The organism is Staphylococcus succinus (assembly GCF_029024945.1).
Taxonomy (GTDB): domain Bacteria; phylum Bacillota; class Bacilli; order Staphylococcales; family Staphylococcaceae; genus Staphylococcus; species Staphylococcus succinus.
Genome location: NZ_CP118976.1, coordinates 1,844,070 through 1,862,373, shown reverse-complemented (window position 1 = coordinate 1,862,373; position 18,304 = coordinate 1,844,070). Strand labels below are relative to the sequence as shown.

At 32.7% G+C, this 18,304-nt stretch carries 17 protein-coding genes and 1 riboswitch; of the genes, 10 read left to right on the top strand and 7 right to left on the bottom strand.

All coding sequences use genetic code 11. The features are described from left to right. Nucleotides 1–12: 12 nt before the first annotated feature. Nucleotides 13–1,491 (top strand): bifunctional phosphoribosylaminoimidazolecarboxamide formyltransferase/IMP cyclohydrolase, encoded by a 1,479-nt coding sequence (gene purH / locus PYW31_RS09035; RefSeq protein ID WP_046836086.1) that lies wholly within the window; start codon nt 13–15, stop codon nt 1,489–1,491. 22 nt (nt 1,492–1,513) lie between these two features. After that, nucleotides 1,514–2,752, top strand: coding sequence for a phosphoribosylamine--glycine ligase (gene purD, locus PYW31_RS09030; RefSeq protein WP_046836087.1), 1,239 nt, complete (start codon nt 1,514–1,516; stop codon nt 2,750–2,752). Between the two features lie 56 nt (nt 2,753–2,808). Here purD and PYW31_RS09025 read toward each other — a convergent pair whose 3' ends face one another. The 4 genes from PYW31_RS09025 to graF all read right to left on the bottom strand — a co-directional run bounded on the left by PYW31_RS09025 (nt 2,809) and on the right by graF (nt 6,126). Beyond that, entirely contained in the window at nt 2,809–3,615 is an 807-nt protein-coding gene (locus PYW31_RS09025; protein ID WP_046836088.1) for an energy-coupling factor transporter transmembrane component T family protein, read from the bottom strand. Continuing rightward, on the bottom strand, nt 3,608–5,026 hold the full coding sequence (locus PYW31_RS09020) for an ABC transporter ATP-binding protein (protein WP_046836089.1): 1,419 nt from the start codon (nt 5,024–5,026) through the stop codon (nt 3,608–3,610). Before PYW31_RS09020 ends, PYW31_RS09025 begins: the two co-directional genes overlap by 8 nt. Before the next feature lie 12 nt (nt 5,027–5,038). Next, nucleotides 5,039–5,614, bottom strand: coding sequence for an ECF transporter S component (locus PYW31_RS09015; RefSeq protein ID WP_046836090.1), 576 nt, complete (start codon nt 5,612–5,614; stop codon nt 5,039–5,041). Nucleotides 5,615–5,700: 86 nt separating this feature from the next. Then, nucleotides 5,701–5,802, bottom strand: a riboswitch (TPP riboswitch). Nucleotides 5,803–5,994: 192 nt separating this feature from the next. Then, nucleotides 5,995–6,126: a glycopeptide resistance-associated protein GraF gene (graF, locus tag PYW31_RS09010; protein ID WP_198552176.1), complete on the bottom strand. Its 132-nt coding sequence runs from the start codon at nt 6,124–6,126 to the stop codon at nt 5,995–5,997. Between the two features lie 257 nt (nt 6,127–6,383). On the opposite strand from graF, the gene auxA reads away from it, so the two are divergent. The 5 genes from auxA (at nt 6,384) to ptsP (ending at nt 11,975) form a co-directional block, all read left to right on the top strand. Then, a complete protein-coding gene (gene auxA / locus PYW31_RS09005; protein WP_046836091.1) occupies nt 6,384–7,685 on the top strand; it encodes a lipoteichoic acid stability factor AuxA in 1,302 nt (433 codons plus the stop codon). A 373-nt stretch (nt 7,686–8,058) separates the two neighbouring features. Then, entirely contained in the window at nt 8,059–9,228 is a 1,170-nt protein-coding gene (locus PYW31_RS09000) for a class I SAM-dependent rRNA methyltransferase (protein WP_046836092.1), read from the top strand. A gap of 56 nt (nt 9,229–9,284) precedes the next feature. After that, complete coding sequence (locus PYW31_RS08995; protein ID WP_046836093.1) at nt 9,285–9,827, top strand: hypothetical protein; 543 nt, start codon at nt 9,285–9,287, stop codon at nt 9,825–9,827. Between the two features lie 164 nt (nt 9,828–9,991). Then, nucleotides 9,992–10,258 carry a phosphocarrier protein HPr gene (locus PYW31_RS08990; RefSeq protein WP_046836094.1) on the top strand — a complete coding sequence of 89 codons (267 nt, stop codon included), beginning with the start codon at nt 9,992–9,994 and terminating at the stop codon, nt 10,256–10,258. Nucleotide 10,259: 1 nt separating this feature from the next. Continuing rightward, entirely contained in the window at nt 10,260–11,975 is a 1,716-nt protein-coding gene (gene ptsP, locus PYW31_RS08985; protein WP_046836095.1) for a phosphoenolpyruvate--protein phosphotransferase, read from the top strand. Nucleotides 11,976–12,208: 233 nt separating this feature from the next. Here the strand turns inward: ptsP and PYW31_RS08980 are convergent, their stop codons facing one another. Beyond that, a complete protein-coding gene (locus PYW31_RS08980; RefSeq protein ID WP_046836096.1) occupies nt 12,209–12,439 on the bottom strand; it encodes a glutaredoxin family protein in 231 nt (76 codons plus the stop codon). Nucleotides 12,440–12,637: 198 nt separating this feature from the next. Between PYW31_RS08980 and PYW31_RS08975 the strand changes: the two genes are divergently transcribed. From PYW31_RS08975 to PYW31_RS08965, 3 genes are all read left to right on the top strand, one after another. Next, the gene (locus PYW31_RS08975) at nt 12,638–13,990 is read left to right on the top strand and encodes a cytochrome ubiquinol oxidase subunit I (protein ID WP_046836386.1); all 1,353 of its coding nucleotides are present in this window, start codon (nt 12,638–12,640) and stop codon (nt 13,988–13,990) included. After that, entirely contained in the window at nt 13,990–15,006 is a 1,017-nt protein-coding gene (locus tag PYW31_RS08970; protein WP_046836097.1) for a cytochrome d ubiquinol oxidase subunit II, read from the top strand. Before PYW31_RS08975 ends, PYW31_RS08970 begins: the two co-directional genes overlap by 1 nt. 97 nt (nt 15,007–15,103) lie before the next feature. After that, entirely contained in the window at nt 15,104–15,763 is a 660-nt protein-coding gene (locus PYW31_RS08965) for a potassium channel family protein (RefSeq protein WP_046836098.1), read from the top strand. Between the two features lie 116 nt (nt 15,764–15,879). On the opposite strand, the gene rnjA is transcribed toward PYW31_RS08965, so the two are convergent. Both rnjA and PYW31_RS08955 read right to left on the bottom strand, forming a co-directional pair. Beyond that, nucleotides 15,880–17,742, bottom strand: coding sequence for a ribonuclease J1 (rnjA, locus tag PYW31_RS08960; RefSeq protein ID WP_046836099.1), 1,863 nt, complete (start codon nt 17,740–17,742; stop codon nt 15,880–15,882). Further along, entirely contained in the window at nt 17,742–17,957 is a 216-nt protein-coding gene (locus PYW31_RS08955; protein ID WP_046836100.1) for a DNA-dependent RNA polymerase subunit epsilon, read from the bottom strand. Before PYW31_RS08955 ends, rnjA begins: the two co-directional genes overlap by 1 nt. Nucleotides 17,958–18,304: the final 347 nt, after the last annotated feature.

The window sequence follows — 18,304 nt, the reverse complement described above, 5'->3', positions numbered from 1 at the left end:
GTGCCAATACAAATGAAAAAAGCAATATTAAGTGTATCAAATAAAAGTGGAATTGTGGCTTTTGCCCAATCTTTAAATCAATTAGGGTATGAATTATTTTCAACAGGTGGAACAATGCGTGCTTTGGTGGAAGCGGACGTCCCAGTTAAATCAATTTCAGAATTAACTCAATTTGAAGAAATTATGGATGGTCGAGTTAAGACATTGCATCCATCAGTACATGGTGGTATTTTGGCTGATCGTGATAAGCCTGAACACTTAGAACAATTAAAAGAACAACATATTGATTTAATAGATATCGTTGTAGTTAATTTATATCCATTTAAAGAAACGGTTGCTAATCCAGAAGTAACACAAGATGACGCAATTGAGAACATTGATATTGGCGGTCCAACGATGCTTCGCGCTGCTGCTAAAAACTTTAAACATGTAACAACTGTAGTTCATCCTGCAGATTACAATGAAGTTATTGATAAGTTAGAAAATGATACTTTAGACGAAGAATATCGTAAATCACTTATGGTTAAAGTATTTGATCATACAAATCAATATGATGCAGCTATTGTAGAATTCTTCAAAGACAATAAAGAAAGTCTACGTTATGGTGAAAATCCACAGCAATCTGCACATTTTGTTCGTACTTCTAATGCTACACATACACTTGCTGGAGCTAAACAATTACACGGTAAACAATTAAGTTATAACAATATTAAGGATGCTGATGCAGCTTTATCACTTGTTAAACAATTTGAACAACCTGCTGCAGTAGCTGTAAAACATATGAATCCTTGTGGTGTTGGAGTTGCAAACACAATTGAAGAAGCATACCAATATGCATTTGAAGCAGATAGCCAATCTATTTTTGGTGGTATAGTTGCTTTGAATCGTACTGTAGACACTGAATTAGCAGAATCATTACATGAAATTTTCTTAGAAGTAGTTATTGCACCTAAATTTACACAGGCAGCCTTAGATGTATTAAGTAAAAAGAAAAATATTAGATTATTGGAAATTGATATGACAATTGATAACAGTGAACAAGAAGTTGTTTCTGTATCAGGTGGATATTTAGTTCAAGATAAAGATAATGTAGTATTAAAACGTGAAGATATGAATATAGTAACAGAAGTGGAACCAACTGAAGCGCAGTGGGATGCTATGTTACTTGGTTGGAAAGTGGTTGCATCTGTTAAAAGTAACGCAGTCATTTTAAGTAATGCGAAACAGACAGTTGGAATTGGTGCTGGTCAAATGAATCGTGTAGGTTCGGCGCAGATTGCAATTGACCGTGCATTAGAAATTAATGAAGATGTTGTAATGGTATCAGATGGGTTTTTCCCAATGGGTGATACAGTTGAATTAGCAGCTAAATCTGGCATTAAAGCGATTATTCAACCAGGTGGTTCAATTAAAGACCAAGAGTCTATTGATATGGCTAACAAATATGGTGTGGCTATGGTAACTACTGGCGTTCGTCATTTTAAACATTAAGGAAATCGGAGGCAATTATTATATGAAGGTACTAGTAATTGGTGCAGGTGGTAGGGAACATGTATTAGCACATAAATTAAAGCAATCCCCGCTTGTTACAAAAATATTTGCAATTCCAGGTAATGATGCCATGACAGAAGTTGCACAAGTTCATACTCATATAGCAGAAACAGATCATGAGCAAATTGTGACCTTTGCAAAACAAAATGATATTGAATGGGTAGTTATTGGTCCTGAGCAACCATTAACAGAAGGTTTAGCAGATAAACTCCAAGAAGAAGATATTAAGGTGTTTGGACCTAATAAGGCTGCTGCTCAAATTGAGGGCTCTAAATTATTTGCTAAGCAATTAATGGAAAAGTATGAAATTCCAACTGCAGAATATAAAGAAATTACAAATAAACAACATGCATTGGCTTACATTGAATCATGTGAATATCCAGTTGTATTAAAAAAAGATGGGTTAGCAGCAGGCAAGGGTGTTATTATAGCGACAACTTATGAAGAAGCTGTTGCTGGTGTCGAAGAATTGTATCCTGAAGAGCAAGGTGTTGTAGTATTCGAACAATTTCTTGAAGGTGAAGAATTCTCATTGATGACCTTTGTCAATGGTGATTATGCAGTACCATTTGATTGCATCGCACAAGATCATAAACGCGCATTTGATAACGATTTAGGACCAAATACAGGTGGAATGGGTGCATATTGCCCAGTACCACATATAGATCAAACGATTCTACAACGTACTAATGATGAAATAGCACAACCTATAGCAAAAGCAATGCTTGCTGAAGGATACTCATTCTTTGGAGTATTATATATTGGTGCTATTATAACTGCTGAAGGACCGAAAGTGATTGAATTTAATGCACGTTTTGGTGATCCAGAAGCACAAGTACTGTTAACTCGAATGGAAAGCGATTTAATGCAACATATTCTTGATTTAGAAGCAAAACAGCCTATCGCATTCCAATGGAAATCGCAATCAGTAGTTGGTGTCATGTTAGCCTCAAAAGGGTATCCTGCTAACTACGAAAAAGGTAAGGCTGTTTCAGGTTTCAATCTTGATGGTAATTATTTCGTAAGTGGCTTGAAAAAAGAAGAAGATACTTACGTAACATCAGGTGGACGTGTCATTTTAGCACTAGGTGAAGGATCAGATATTGCTAGCGCTAAAGCTAAAGCTTATGAAGCAGTAGAGCAAATTAAAAGCGATGCCTTATTTTATCGTAAAGATATCAGCGATAAAGCGATTCGTTAAAGTATATAGATGCATAAACTAAAAGCAGATGACGGCAACGTCATCTGCTTTTTTATTTAATAAATACTTGTCAGACGTACATCTTCAATACCAGTTATAGGGATGAAGTGTGCTAATACATAAGTGAGGAGTATGATAGCACCAACAGCTACTATGAGTATAATATCTTTATATGAGAAAGAAGTATTATAGTAGTAGGTTCTAGGTCCATCTTTGAATCCTTTTTTTTCCATAGCAACTGACAGTTGATGTGCTTTTCTAATATTTTGGCTTAGTAAGGGAATAACGATATGTTTAATACGTTTAAAACCTGTGTAGTTTGATTTATCAATCATTTGATAGCGCATTTTTAATGAGCGTCTAAGTTGGACTAAAGATGTAAACATCAATGGAACCATTCTTATAGCCGCCATAAAAGCATAAGCTATCTTCGGTTTAACTTTCAAATGCTGCATGAGACTGTAAAAAATCATCACGATTTGAGAAGTAAAAGCAATTAAAATCCCAAAAAAAGATACAGTTGATGTACGCATAGCTAAATGTAAGCCTCGATATAAACTTTCTGTAGTTATCTTTATAAAGCCTAATTGGAAAATCATATGTGTCCCAGAACCATAAAAAATCATGAATAATGCTGATATCAAACTAAATATAACAGTAAAAAACACAAAAACTAAGGTTATTTTGAGTTTCAAACCATTAAAAAGTAATAAAAAGACGAGCGTTAATAATGTTAAATAAATCATATAATCAAATTGATGAATGAAAATAACAAAGAAAAATAATAGTACTGCAATTATAAGTTTCGTGATGATATTAACATCATCTATAAAAGAATAGTGCTTTTTCCACATTTCAAACATGAGTACCACCCTTTAATTCATATAATTGATGTTGATCCACATGTAGCCTATGGGTTGGATACCTAGAAATAAGCTCTGAGTCATGCGTTACCATAATAATAGTTTGTCCGTGTTGAATGCGTTTTTGAAATAACTTAATTAGGTTAAACGTATTATGACTGTCGAGTCCGAAAGTTGGTTCGTCTAATAAAATAAAAGTAGAAGACGAGCTCAATGCAATAGCCACACTTAATCTTCGTTTTTGTCCCATTGATAATTCATATGGATGTTGTGATTGTACATTTTCTAAATTTAACGTTTTGAGCATTTCTACCGTCTCTTGTATAGCATCGTCTTTAGAAATAGAATGATTTTTATATTGAATGAAAATTTCTTCGAAAACAGAATTTGTTATAAATTGTAATTCTGGATTTTGATACACTAAATACATATGTTTTGCTGCATCTTTGATTTTAGTTAAAGGGTAATCATTAATATACATTTTTCCTTCATATTTAATTAGTTGCATCATCGACTCTAATAATGTAGTTTTACCACTACCGTTTGGTCCAGTAATAGTAATCCAATCACCAGTGTTGATGATGTGTTCTGAAATACGTAACAGTTTACGCTTGCCCCTTTTGACTGTAACTTGATTGAATTTAAAGTTACTATTTGTTGGTAATATCTCCGTATTTGTACATGTAGAGGGTTTAGGGGCGTATTGCCAAGCATTTGGATGCCATACACCATATTCTGTTAATAGGTCCTCATAGTCTCTAAGCATCTTTGTTGGGGATTCGTCAGCAATGATTTCCCCGTTGTAATTAAACAAAAGCACACGATCTATATGTTGCCATATATGTTCCACTTTATGTTCTACAATAAGTACAGTTTGATCTTTCCACAATGCCTTAATTTTTTGCCATAAGTCAGCAGTTGCTTCTACATCTAACATAGCTGTGGGTTCATCTAAAAATAAAGTATCTGCCTGTTGCAAAAGTGTTTCTGCAATTGCCAGTTTTTGTTTCATACCGCCACTTAATTGGTTAATATATTGATCTTTATCTACATTAAGACCTACCGCTGTGAGGGCCGCTTTAATTTTTTCGTCCATGTTAATACGAGGGATATTTAAATTTTCTAAAACAAAAGCCAATTCTTCATAAACTTTTGGCATACAAAATTGACTATCTGGATCTTGAAAAATAACGCCACAGTTATGGTCAATGTGTAACTCGTCATATTTCATAGGTAAATCAATAAGATTAGGCACAATACCACTCAAGACATTCAGTAACGTACTTTTTCCAGAACCAGAAGGTCCTAAAAGTAATACTTTTTCTTTATCGTTTATATTAATACTTAAATTATCAAATATTTTATGCTGCGCATTTGGATATTTTAGACGTAAATTTTTTGTTACTATCAACGAAATTGCTCCTTATAAGTTGTCGTAATCGCTTTGACTAGCTGGTCTAAACAATTTAGTTACACCGGTTTGATCTAAGGCTTTTACGATATAATAAGATAAAAGTCCAGCAACAACGATGCCACTTATAAGTCTAAAACCAATATATAATGCGAGATTCCATCCAGCAATTTCTGAAAGATAACCATAAGCGAAGTCAATCGGTAATGTAGCTACTGCAGCTAAAAGTCCAGCTAACATGGCAACCATAGCAGTCCGAGATTTATATTTAAAAATAGCAAATATAATTTCACAAGCTAAACCTTGTAATAAAGCATAAATTATAGTGGCTATATCAAAACGTCCCATAATTATAGTTTCACCAGCTCCTGCAGCAAATTCAGCTAAAATAGCAATACCAGCTTTAGGGATAATAAGATAAGCAACGACAGCTGCCATGAACCATGCGCCATACGTCAATTCTTCAAAATGTAGTCCGGTAATTTGTACAGCTTTGTAGACGAAATTCCAAATGTTGTATATCACTGCGAAAACAACCGCAATTAATACAGTTACGAGTATTTCAGAAAGCTTTAAACCTTTTGTCATGATCTTTTCCTCCTATATAAAAAACGCACAACCTTCTAGAAAGTTGCGCGTTTAAATAGTGGCATAGGGATACCAATAAAAGAAAAAGGTATCGCAATACACTTTCCTACGCTAGTTTAATCTAGATCAGGTTCAAAGGGTTTGAGGGTATACCTCATCTCAGTCACTAAACACCCCTAGTGCGAATATTATATTTAAATTTAACTATAATGTATGATTTTTCGCTAGTTCTGTCAAGTTCTCAATTTAAAATTGGAGGATAATAAGAATATTAATCAATAGAGAAAGCAGGGAAGTGTATTGCTAAACTAAGGTAGGGAAGTGTATTAAAAAAGTAAGCCGAAGTAGTTCGGCTTACTCAAAGTGAATCGTTTATTGTCTTAATCCAACGTATCTTGGATATTTTTTTTAGTTTCTTCCTCACCATCATTTGATGATTGTTGCTCTTTTAATTTATCTTCAGCCGCTTTAGCTTTTTCAGCTGCTTCTTTGTTTAATTCTTCTTTACTCATAATTTCAACACTCCTTAAACTTTAAGTAGAATATATTAATTTAATACCACGGAATTGAGTAATTAAACAAAAGGGAAGAAATATAAATTGTATATAGCCCATGCGTTTTTATACTTTTTATGAAATAATTGTTTAATAGTATAAATTATGTGGAATTTTGACTATACAACTATTTTATATCATACTATAGACTTATTTATTAGATTATTAAAGACAAGAACAAAATGTTCATATATAATAACTTTGAGGTGAATGGTATGTCTTTTTTTAAGAAACACGCTGAGATACTGTATAGTTATATTATAGGCATCGTTTCGCTTTTCACAAGTCTCATCATTTTAATTAATTTACCTTTAATTCATAAATTAAATGGTAAAGGTAAGATTGAATTACATATTCATAATGTGTGGGATTTTATAAACGCGTTTTTCAGTGAAATTATTAGGGTGATGAGTAATTATATAGGGAACTTTCCTGTAGTAAGCGCAATCTTGATTCTTTTGTTTGGTATTGCGTTAATACTTATTGGCTTCACGCTATTTAGAACAACGAGATATGACTATGATATTTCAATTTTCTTTTTAGTTATTGGTATTCTTTTCTTCATTATAACGCTTATACTCATGACACAAGTTTATAGCTTTTTTGCTATTATTTTTGTGATACCTTTTGCGGTGCATATAGGTTACATTGTTTATAAAGATGAATTAAATACGGATCATAGAAAATATCATTATTTATGGATTATTTTCACTTATGGCATAAGTTATTTATTAACACAAATTGTGTTATATGGAAGAATAGATAGTGATCAAATTGTACCAATTGATATTCTGAGTGTTAACACGTTTTTCATTATTATGTGGTTACTTGGACAAATGTCAATTTGGAACTTCTTATTCCTAAGAAGATCATTGCCATTAACGAAACAAGAACTCGGCGAAGAAGAACCGGAATTATCTAGAACGAGTAAAGGTGCAGTAACTACTCAAACAAAAGAATATTGGAAAGATTTACAAGACAAAACAACAGAATTTACACGTAAAACACGTAGAAGTGTAGATATTCAAAAAGCTAGGGATAAAAAGGATAAATTCATTAAAAAATGGAAAGACATTATTGATATTCAAGAAGATGATGTACCAAATTGGATGAAGAAACCGAAGTGGCTTAAATCTGCATATGTAGAATTATTCTGTGGAGCAATTCTCTTATTCTTTACTTTGATTGAATTTAATAATAGAAATTCATTATTTGTTTCTGGTGATTGGGAAATTTCTCAAACACAATATGTTATTGAGTGGATTACTTTATTCTTGTTAATGATTATTATAATAATTTATATTTTAACGACATTAACAAACTATTTAAAAGGTAGATTTTATTATCTACAATTATTTATGGTAAGTTTTTTATTCTTTAAGTTAGTTACTGAATTTGTAAACATCATGGTTCATGGATTATTATTATCAACGTTTATTACACCAATACTGTTTATGATGCTGATAGCAATTATAGTAGGATTCATCATAAAATTACGTGAACCAGCAGAATATTAATTGATTAAAATAGTGTAGTTTGACTTAACCTATCTTCCAAATTGGTTGGAAGATAGGTTTTATTTTTTGTATTTTTATAAAGAGGTGTAATTGATATAAAGGTGTACAAGTATGCATACTAAGTATCACATTTGAATTGCTGATTTTTGAAAATAAATTATGAAGTTAGAATTTTATATTATATTAGGATGGAAAATGTTTAAATAGTACAATAGGGAATATAATTTAATAAAGTAAGGTTATTTTAACAACAAATCGAAAATTAAGATTTGACTTGTGTAAATATTAATGGTGTTACAAAGCAGCTGAGATGATAAGATGAATAAGTGAAAAAATAAAAAATAATTAATAGAAGAAAGGCTGACATAATTTTATGAAAACTGCCACATTAAATAAAGGTAAAGAAACGAAGTATTTAAATCAATACCCTTTGATAGATGAAGAGGATATATATTCTCAAGATCATTTGAAAGAAGGGGACTTATTTAATCTCGTAAATGATCAAGGAAAATATATTGCATCTGCATATGTAGGGCGTCAGCACAAAGGCATCGGCTGGGTACTTAGTTATGATAAAGATGAAGTGATTAATACAACATTTTTTGAAAGATTGTTCGAAACAGCCAAAAGCGAACGTGAATACTTCTATCATGTAGACGGTACAAATGCATTTAGAGTTTTCAATGGAGAAGGAGACGGCGTCGGTGGTCTAACAATCGATAATTATGATGGCCATTATTTAATTCAATGGTATTCAAAAGGTATTCATAAGTTCCGTTATAATGTGTTATCTGCATTGAAATCTGTTTTTGGTTATACTTCAGTTTTTGAGAAAATGCGATTTAAAGATTCTGAAATTGAAGGTGGATTTGTAGATGGTGAGGCACCAGAGTTTCCAATTATTATCGAAGAAAACTTTACTTTCTATAATGTTCACTTAAATGATGGACCTATGACGGGAATCTTTTTAGATCAAAGAGAAGTAAGAAAAAAATTAAAAGATCAATATGCTCAAGATAAAAATTTATTGAATGTGTTTAGTTATACTGGTGCGTTCTCAGTTGTTGCAGCAGAAAATGCTAAAGTAACGACTAGTGTTGACTTAGCAAATCGTTCCCGTGCACTTACAGAAGAGAACTTTGGTGTTAATGCGATTGACCCTAAATCACAATATATATATGTTATGGATACATTTGATTTTTATGGTTATGCAAAACGTCATGATTTAGTCTATGACACAATTGTTATTGATCCCCCAAGTTTTGCAAGAAACAAGAAAAAAACGTTCTCAGTATTGAAAGACTATGACAAATTGATTAATGGTGCGCTTGATATACTTGCGCCACAAGGTACATTATTATTGTGTACAAATAATAGTACTTTTTCTTTAAAAGCATTTAAAAATGTAGTTAATGAAACTTTGACAGCTGAAGGTGTAGATTTTGAAATCGTAGATGTGATGGGACTTCCTAAAGATTTTAAAACACATGCACACTATAAACCATCTAAATATTTAAAAGCTATTTTTGTTAAAATACAATAAATTTGTTTAAAACGGGTATTATTTTAAAGTGGCTAATTTACTAAGGAGTGAATATAATGAGCTTTAAAAATAAAATCACAAACAATGTTACACAAAAATTAGGTAATAAAGTATTAGATATTGAAGATGTAAGAAATAAAAGCAATCTACCAACTACAAATATAGAAATTGAGGAACGTCGCGAACGTGCTCAGACTTTAGTGAAGAAAAAATCATTACTATCATCAGGAATAAGTGTTGTGCCTATTCCTGGTTTAGATTTTGGTGTAGATATAAAAATTATGAGAGACATCATTGAAGATGTGAATAAAATTTACGGTCTTGATCATAAACAGGTAAATTCTATGAAAGAAGACATGAGAGAACGTATATTTGCGGCTGCAGCGATTCAAGGAAGTCAGTTTATTGGCAAAAAAGTTTCTAATGCAATCCTTAAAGTAGTTATTCGAGATGTAGCAAAACGTGTTGCAGCAAAACAAACCAAATGGTTTCCATTTGTAGGGCAAGCTATTTCTGCGTCTATCAGCTACTATTTCATGAAAAAAGTTGGAGACGAACATATCGAAAAGTGTGAAAAAGTTATTAAAGATTTAGTTTAAAAGTGCAGCGTTTTCATAAAATCTTCAATATTCACTGAATATTGTCATATCATGGGTGCAACGCATTGAATTTATATGTATAATTTGGTAATGTTATTATATAAAACTGTGTTAGGTTTTATAATAAACTAACAATTCTAACTATACGAAGGAGAAATCATATTATGGAACAAAAATCATATGTAATAATCGACGAAACAGGTATTCACGCTCGTCCAGCGACTATGCTTGTTCAAACTGCATCAAAATTTGATTCAGATATTCAATTAGAATATAACGGTAAAAAAGTTAACTTAAAATCAATCATGGGTGTTATGAGTTTAGGTGTAGGTAAAGATGCTGAAATCACTATCTATGCTGACGGTAGCGACGAAACTGAAGCAATTGAAGCAATTACTGACATCTTATCTAAAGAAGGCTTAACAAAGTAATATGTCTAATTATATAAATGGAATTGCTGCATCAGATGGTGTAGCAATTGCCAAAGCATATTTATTAGTTGAACCAGATCTTTCATATAATAGTGAAAAGATCTCAGATGTCGACGCTGAAATTAAAAAGTTTAGAAACGCTATCGAAACGTCTAAAGTTGAATTAACTAAAATCAGAAATAATGCTGAAGAAAATCTTGGCGCTGACAAAGCAGCCATTTTTGATGCGCATTTATTAGTATTAGATGATCCAGAATTAATTCAACCGATTGAAGATAAAATTACTAATGAACAAGTTAACGCACCGACTGCTCTATCTGATGTAACTGGACAATTCATTACAATATTTGAATCTATGGACAATGAATATATGAAAGAACGTGCTGCTGATATTCGTGATGTTTCAAAACGTGTATTGGCGCATATATTAGGCGTTGAATTACCAAATCCTAGTATGATTGATGAAAGCGTTGTCATCATTGGGAATGATTTAACACCTTCTGATACTGCACAACTAAATAAAGAATTTGTACAAGGGTTTGTGACTAACATCGGTGGTAGAACCTCTCACTCTGCTATAATGAGTAGATCATTAGAAATTGCAGCAGTGGTAGGTACAAAATCAATCACTCAAGAAGTTAAACAGGGAGACATGGTTATTGTCGATGGTTTAACTGGTGAAGTCATTATCGATCCTACAGAAGACGAAGTTATTGCATATCAAAATAAACGTGAGCGTTTCTTTGAAGATAAGCAAGAGCTTCAAAAATTACGCGATGAAGAAACAAAAACACTTGATGGGAAACATGCCGAGTTAGCTGCTAACATTGGTACACCGAATGATTTAAAAGGTGTCATTGAAAATGGTGCAGAGGGTATTGGTTTATACCGTACTGAATTTTTATACATGGGTAGAGATGAAATGCCATCAGAAGATGAGCAATTCGAAGCGTATAAAAAAGTGTTGGAAACAATGGAAGATAAGCGTGTAGTTGTGCGTACTTTAGATATTGGTGGCGACAAAGAGTTACCATATTTAAACTTACCTGAAGAAATGAATCCATTCTTAGGTTATCGTGCAATCCGTCTATGTTTAGATCAACCGGAAATTTTTAGACCACAATTACGTGCTTTATTGCGTGCTTCTGTATACGGTAAGTTAAATATCATGTTCCCAATGGTTGCAACAATTCAAGAGTTTAGAGATGCGAAAGCATTGCTACTTGAAGAAAAAGATAATTTAACGCAAGAAGGCGTGGAAGTATCTGATGATATTGAATTAGGAATAATGGTAGAAATACCATCAACAGCAGCTTTAGCAGATGTATTTGCTAAAGAAGTTGATTTCTTCAGTATCGGAACAAATGATTTAATACAATACACTATGGCGGCAGATCGTATGTCTGAACGCGTTTCATACTTGTATCAACCATATAATCCATCAATTTTACGTTTAGTAAAACAAGTGATCGAAGCGTCACATAACGAAGGAAAATGGACTGGTATGTGTGGTGAAATGGCTGGAGATGAAATTGCTATTCCATTATTACTTGGTTTAGGATTAGATGAATTCTCTATGAGTGCGACTTCAGTGCTTAAAGCACGTCGTCAAATTAAAGCATTAAGTCAAAATGAAATGGAAGAATTAGCACAAAGAGCAATAAATTGTGCAACTTCTGAAGAAGTTCAAGACTTAGTGAACCAATACGCTAAATAAATCATGAGTTAAGATATATGTAGTTAAACAAAAAGGCTGAGCATTCTATTATTTTAGAATGCTCAGCCTTTTGAATTTAAAAGATAAAGTAAAATTTGTATAATGCATATATTTTAAAAATGATTTTGACATTACTAAAATATATCCTTCATTTTGTCCCAAAGAAAATTGGGTATAGAGTAATGGAGCACATGTTATAATATTAAGAAATATGAAAATATAGCTGATGATTACTATTCGATATTTAACACACGATTTAATTTATCCATATCGATTTGGTACATGGGCTCGTCATTTAACAATATAAAAGGAGTGGCGAATGCATCGTGATCCATCATTTCATTTCTATATTGTGTGTTTGATATGTTTTTTTCACTGTATGTCACGCCTTTATCAGTTAAATAGCTTTTAATAAATGTACAAGGGGGACAATCATTTTGTGTATAAATAATCACTTCGTTCATGTCAGTTCATCCTTTCAATAGTGCGTTTATTTAAATATAAGAAACTTTTATCGAATTATCAAGGGTTGAATTTTATATGTGACTGGTCATTAATTTGTCACTTTATTATAGTTTTAATATATTTTAAAAACATATAAAGAGGTATATAATAAATGGAAGTTGTGATTTTTGTCACAAATAAATAAAAAAGGTGATAATATGGATTCAGTTGAATTAGCACGTTTTCTAACTGCGATGACGCTCGCAGTTCATATCATATTTGCAACCATTGGCGCAGGGATGCCATTGATGTTCGCAGTTGCAGAATTTTTAGGAATTAAAAATAATGATCTTAAATATATTACATTAGCTAAAAGATGGACTAAAGGATATACTATTACAGTGGCCGTAGGTGTAGTAACTGGTACGATTATAGGATTACAGTTATCACTATTATGGCCTACATTTATGCAAATGGGTGGTCATGTCATAGCATTACCACTATTTATGGAAACATTTGCTTTCTTCTTTGAAGCTATCTTTTTAAGCATTTATTTATATACTTGGGATAGATTTAAAGGAAAGTGGACGCATTTCTTAATTAGTATTCCTGTTATTTTGGGTGGTTCATTCTCGGCTTTCTTTATTACTTCAGTAAATTCATTTATGAATACACCAGCTGGATTCGAAATGAAAAATGGTAAAATGATTAATGTTGAACCATGGGCGGCAATGTTTAATGATTCTTTTTTAGTTAGATCATTTCATGTTGTAGCTACTGCACTTATGACTATGGCATTTATATTAGCTGCAATAGCAGCATTTAAATTATTAAAAAACAAATTTAAAAAAGATACTGAATATCATAAGAAAGCATTAAAATTAACTATGATTCTTGGTATTATATTTACACTAGGTTCTATGTTAGCGGGCGACATGTCAGCGAAGTTCTTACATCAAGAGCAGCCTGAAAAGCTTGCAGCATACGAATGGCATTTTGAAACCGGATCTAAAGCAGATTTAGTCTTATTTGGTTCACTAGATGAAGAAACTCAAGAAGTTAAAGGTGCTGTTAAAATACCTGGTGTATTGAGTTTCTTGGCTGACAACAATATTAATACCAGCGTTAAAGGGTTAAATGATTTTCCGAAAGAGTTAAGACCTCCGATGATTGTACATTATTATTTTGATCTTATGGTATTTATGGGTGTGTTCTGTTTAGTTGTTTCAGGTGCATTTGTCTTAACATTAACCTTTAAAAAACTACGCAAATTTACACACTCTAAGCCTTTATTATATGGTGTGTTATTAACTGGTCCTGCTGCAGTGCTTGCAATAGAATTTGGTTGGTTCTTAACTGAACAAGGTCGTCAACCATGGTTAGTTCGAGGTTATCTTAAAGTTGCTCAAGCTGCAACTCAAGCTGGCGGACTTACGTTAGTTACAATACTCTTTGCGATACTATATATTATATTAGTATATACAACTGCATATGTACTTATTCGTATGTTCAGAGACAAACCAGCGCATAAAGACGTAGAAAAATTAGCCCAAGAAAGAGGTGAGGCATAATGGTCTTCGCTTATATTGGAATTTCAGTACTTTGGATTTTCTTATTTTGTTATATTATCGTTGCCTCAATAGATTTTGGAGCTGGTTTTTTTACACTTCATGCAAAAATTACTAAACAAGATAAAAAAATTAATCACCTTGTCGCACGTTATCTCAATCCTGTTTGGGAAGTTACTAATGTATTTTTTGTATTCTTTTTCGTAGGAATGGTGGGTTTTTTCCCAGATACTGCAAAATACTTTGGTTCGGTACTCTTATTACCGGCTTCCATAGCAGTTATTTTAATTTCAATTAGAGGTAGTTTCTACGCTTTTGAAAATTATGGTCCGGATACGAAACTGCCATGGTTGGCGCTGTATGGTATTGCTGGTTTATTTATACCAGCTGCATTAGCGACAACATTGACGATTTCTGAAGGTGGCTACATTACTGGTTCAAGCAACAATTTAGATTTGGACTGGGTACAGCTTATTTTAAGTCCGTATTCTTGGGCAGTAGTATTTTTATCAGTTGTGTCAGTGCTTTATATTTCTTCAGGTTTCTTGACGTATTATGCGTCAAAAGCAAAAGACACGGAGGCATACAAGTTACTTAGATATTGGTTCTTGTTCTGGGGCCCTCCAATGATTGCTATCTCATTATTTGTTTTCTTATCATTAAGACTACAAAATAGAGAGCATTTCACTAATGCAGTTACAAATTATTGGTGGATGTTCTTACTCAGCTTTATATGTTTTATAGGCGCAATGGTGTTGACTTTGATTAAAAAAGGACATGGTTTAGCATTTATTTTAGTTATCTTACAAATGGGCTTCGCGTTTTTCGGATATGGTGCGAGTAAGTTACCATATCTACTTTACCCATTTATTCGTATAGATGAAGGTGTGGTTAATAATAGTATGGCAATTGCTCTTATTACAGCATTTATTTTTGCTTTACTTTTATTGATACCATCGTTAATATTATTATTAAGATTATTTGTTTTCGATAAAAAATATGTTGAAGGAAAGAAATAAGATAATATTTTAAATTGAGGTGTGGGTGATTCACAGTAACGCGTTTGATGTTGCGAATTGAATCATCTTGCCTCTATTTTTAAATTGGAGGACGCATATGGATAAAGAGTATGTGGTAATCGGATTAGGCCGATTCGGTGGAAGTATTGTAAGAGAACTTAATGCATTGGATATGGATGTCATGGCGATTGACATGGATGAGGCACGTGTAAATGAATATAGTGATATCGCTACACATGCTGTAGTAGCTGACACGACAGATGAAGCTGTTATGAAAAGTTTGGGTATTAGAAACTTTGATCATGTCATTGTAGCTATCGGTGAAAATATACAATCTAGTACATTAACAACACTGATATTGAAAGAACTTGGCGTGAAAAAAGTTACAGCAAAAGCACAGAATGATTATCACGCAAAGATTTTGAATAAAATTGGTGCAGATACGGTCGTTCATCCAGAAAGAGACATGGGCAGACGCATTGCACATAATGTAGCGAGTGCAAGTGTATTAGACTATTTAGAACTTGCTGATGAACATTCAATTGTAGAAATAAAAGCTAGTGAAAAAATGGCGGGGCAAACTATTATACAATTAGATATCCGGGCACAATTTGGCATTAGTATTATTGCAATTAAAAGAGGAAGAGAAATTCTTGTCTCACCTGATCCGAATATGAGTATTGAAATAGGGGACATACTAATCATGATAGGTCATGATAATGATTTGAATCGCTTTGAGAAAAAAGTTGTAAGATAAATAAGTTATAAGGCAGGCGCATGATAGCGTCTGCCTTTTTAATGCATGATACAATAAAAAACACGTAATGCATTTAGTCTGTTAATAAGACTAAAGCATCACGCGCTTTAATTGACCTATGATTCAGATGATGTATGATTATTTGATTCATCTTTTTTAGGTTTTGGAGATTGATTTACTTTTTTGTTATTGTTCGTTTCTTTTTTAGCTTTATTTACTTGTGGTTTTGGTTGTGTTTTTGATTGAACTTTTTTAGGCTTATCATTTTTATGATTCACTTTGTTTGAAGATGACTGGTTCGTATCTTCGTTTACTTTCATAATAACGGGTAAAATCATTGGTTTACGAGCAGTTTTTTCAAATAAATAAGGCTGTAATGTTTCAATGATTGATGATTTAATTTGATGCCATTGGATATCTTTATTTTGATTTAATTTAGAAATCACATCTGTTTTGATTCTTCGTTGTGCATCGTAAATTAATTGACCAGATTCACGCATATATACAAAGCCACGTGATATGATGTCAGGCCCAGATAGTAAAGTGTTTGTCTTGAAATCAATACTGACTACTACAATGACAAGACCTTCTTCTGATAATAGCTTACGATCGCGTATAACGACATTACCGATATCTCCTATACCACTACCATCAACTAATACATTTCCGGACGGGATTCTACCGGCTTTTCTAGCAGAATCATGTGTTAATGCTAGTACATCGCCAATGTCGAAGATAAATACGTTATCAGGGTCAACGCCACATTCAATCCCAGATTGACCATGGGCTTTTAACATACGGTATTCACCATGTATAGGTAAGAAGTATTTCGGTCTGATAAGACGTAGCATCAATTGTTGATCACCTTGAGAGCCATGACCCGATGTATGGATGTTAGAAACTTTATTGTGAATGACTTCTGCGCCAGCACGATATAACGAATTAATAGTACGGTTAATACTTTTTGTATTACCTGGAATTGGTGAAGAACTGAATACAACAGTATCTTCAGGGATGATTTTGATTTGTTTGTGTGTACCATTAGCGATTCTTGATAATGCTGCCATTGGCTCACCTTGTGACCCTGTACAAAGAATTAATAGTTCATGCTTTGGAACAGTGTTAATCTTATTAGGTTCAACGAATGTTTCAGGTGGCGCTTTGATATAACCGAGCTCCATGCCAATTTTAATGTTATTTTCCATTGAACGGCCAAAAGTGACAATCTTACGATTATACTTAATTGCAGCTTCAACAGCTTGTTGAACACGGTAAATGTTGGAAGCAAAAGTAGCGAATATAATTCTTCCAGTACAATTACGGAAGATCTTTTCTACATTTTGACCTACTTCGCGTTCGCTTAATGTGAAGTCTGGAACTAGAGCATTTGTAGAATCAGAAAGTAAACAAAGCACGCCTTCTTCTCCTAATTTTGCCATTTTAGCTATGTTTGCAGGCTCACCAACTGGAGTGAAATCAAATTTGAAATCACCAGTATGCACAATATTACCTTCAGGCGTTTTGACAATCACACCATAAGCTTCTGGAATACTATGTGTTGTTAAGTAGAAACCAACTTCAAAATGTTTTGATTTAATAACGCTACTTTCGTCTATTTCTATAAGTTCTGCTGTTCTTAATAAATGATGTTCTTCTAGTTTATTTCTAATTAAACCTAAAGCTAATGGTCCACCATAGATAGGCACATTAATTTGTTTTAATAGGTAGGGCACACCACCTATATGGTCCTCATGTCCGTGAGTGATAAACAGACCAACGATTTTATCTTGGTTCTGCTCTAAATAAGTGAAATCAGGAATGACATAGTCGATTCCTAATAAGTTATCATCTGGGAATTTAATTCCTGCATCAATGATAACGATCTCATCTTGATACTCAACGGCATAAGTGTTTTTACCAATTTCACCTAAACCACCAAGCGCATAAACCGCAACTTCATTTTTATGAATTTGTTTCATTATTTAGCTTGCTCCACGTTAAAGTGATCTGATTGCTTTTCGTATTCTAAATGTGCGCCCTCTAATTTAGTGATAAACTCAATGTTGAAGTTACGTTCTTTTAAATATCTTCTAACTTGTTCTTCTGTTTCTCCTTCAACGTACATTGTTTGCGTATGTTCACGTACGATTACTTCTTCTTTAGTTTGTTGATAAAATACTTTAAATACTGCCATTTTATATATTTCCTCCTAAAATCATAATTGATTTTTAATATTTATGGTAAAACCCTGCAATTTAATTGACTGAGAACCATCATTAGAATTATCAAAATGTTATTATCATATTAAAATATGATTAACTCTGCAGTCTAATATAAATAGAACATACTAGCTTGTTGCAAGTATGTTTATAGGGTTATCTTCATTTCGTTCGATTAGAAAAATACAAATACTATGATTCATATGTTTTCAGTTATTTCTCATTTTACATGATGTAGTAGAATAAATAAAGCAGTTTTATCATGTTGACTCCTTTTGATATAGGTAAATAACATCATTGTAATTCTAAGTTATTAATTATT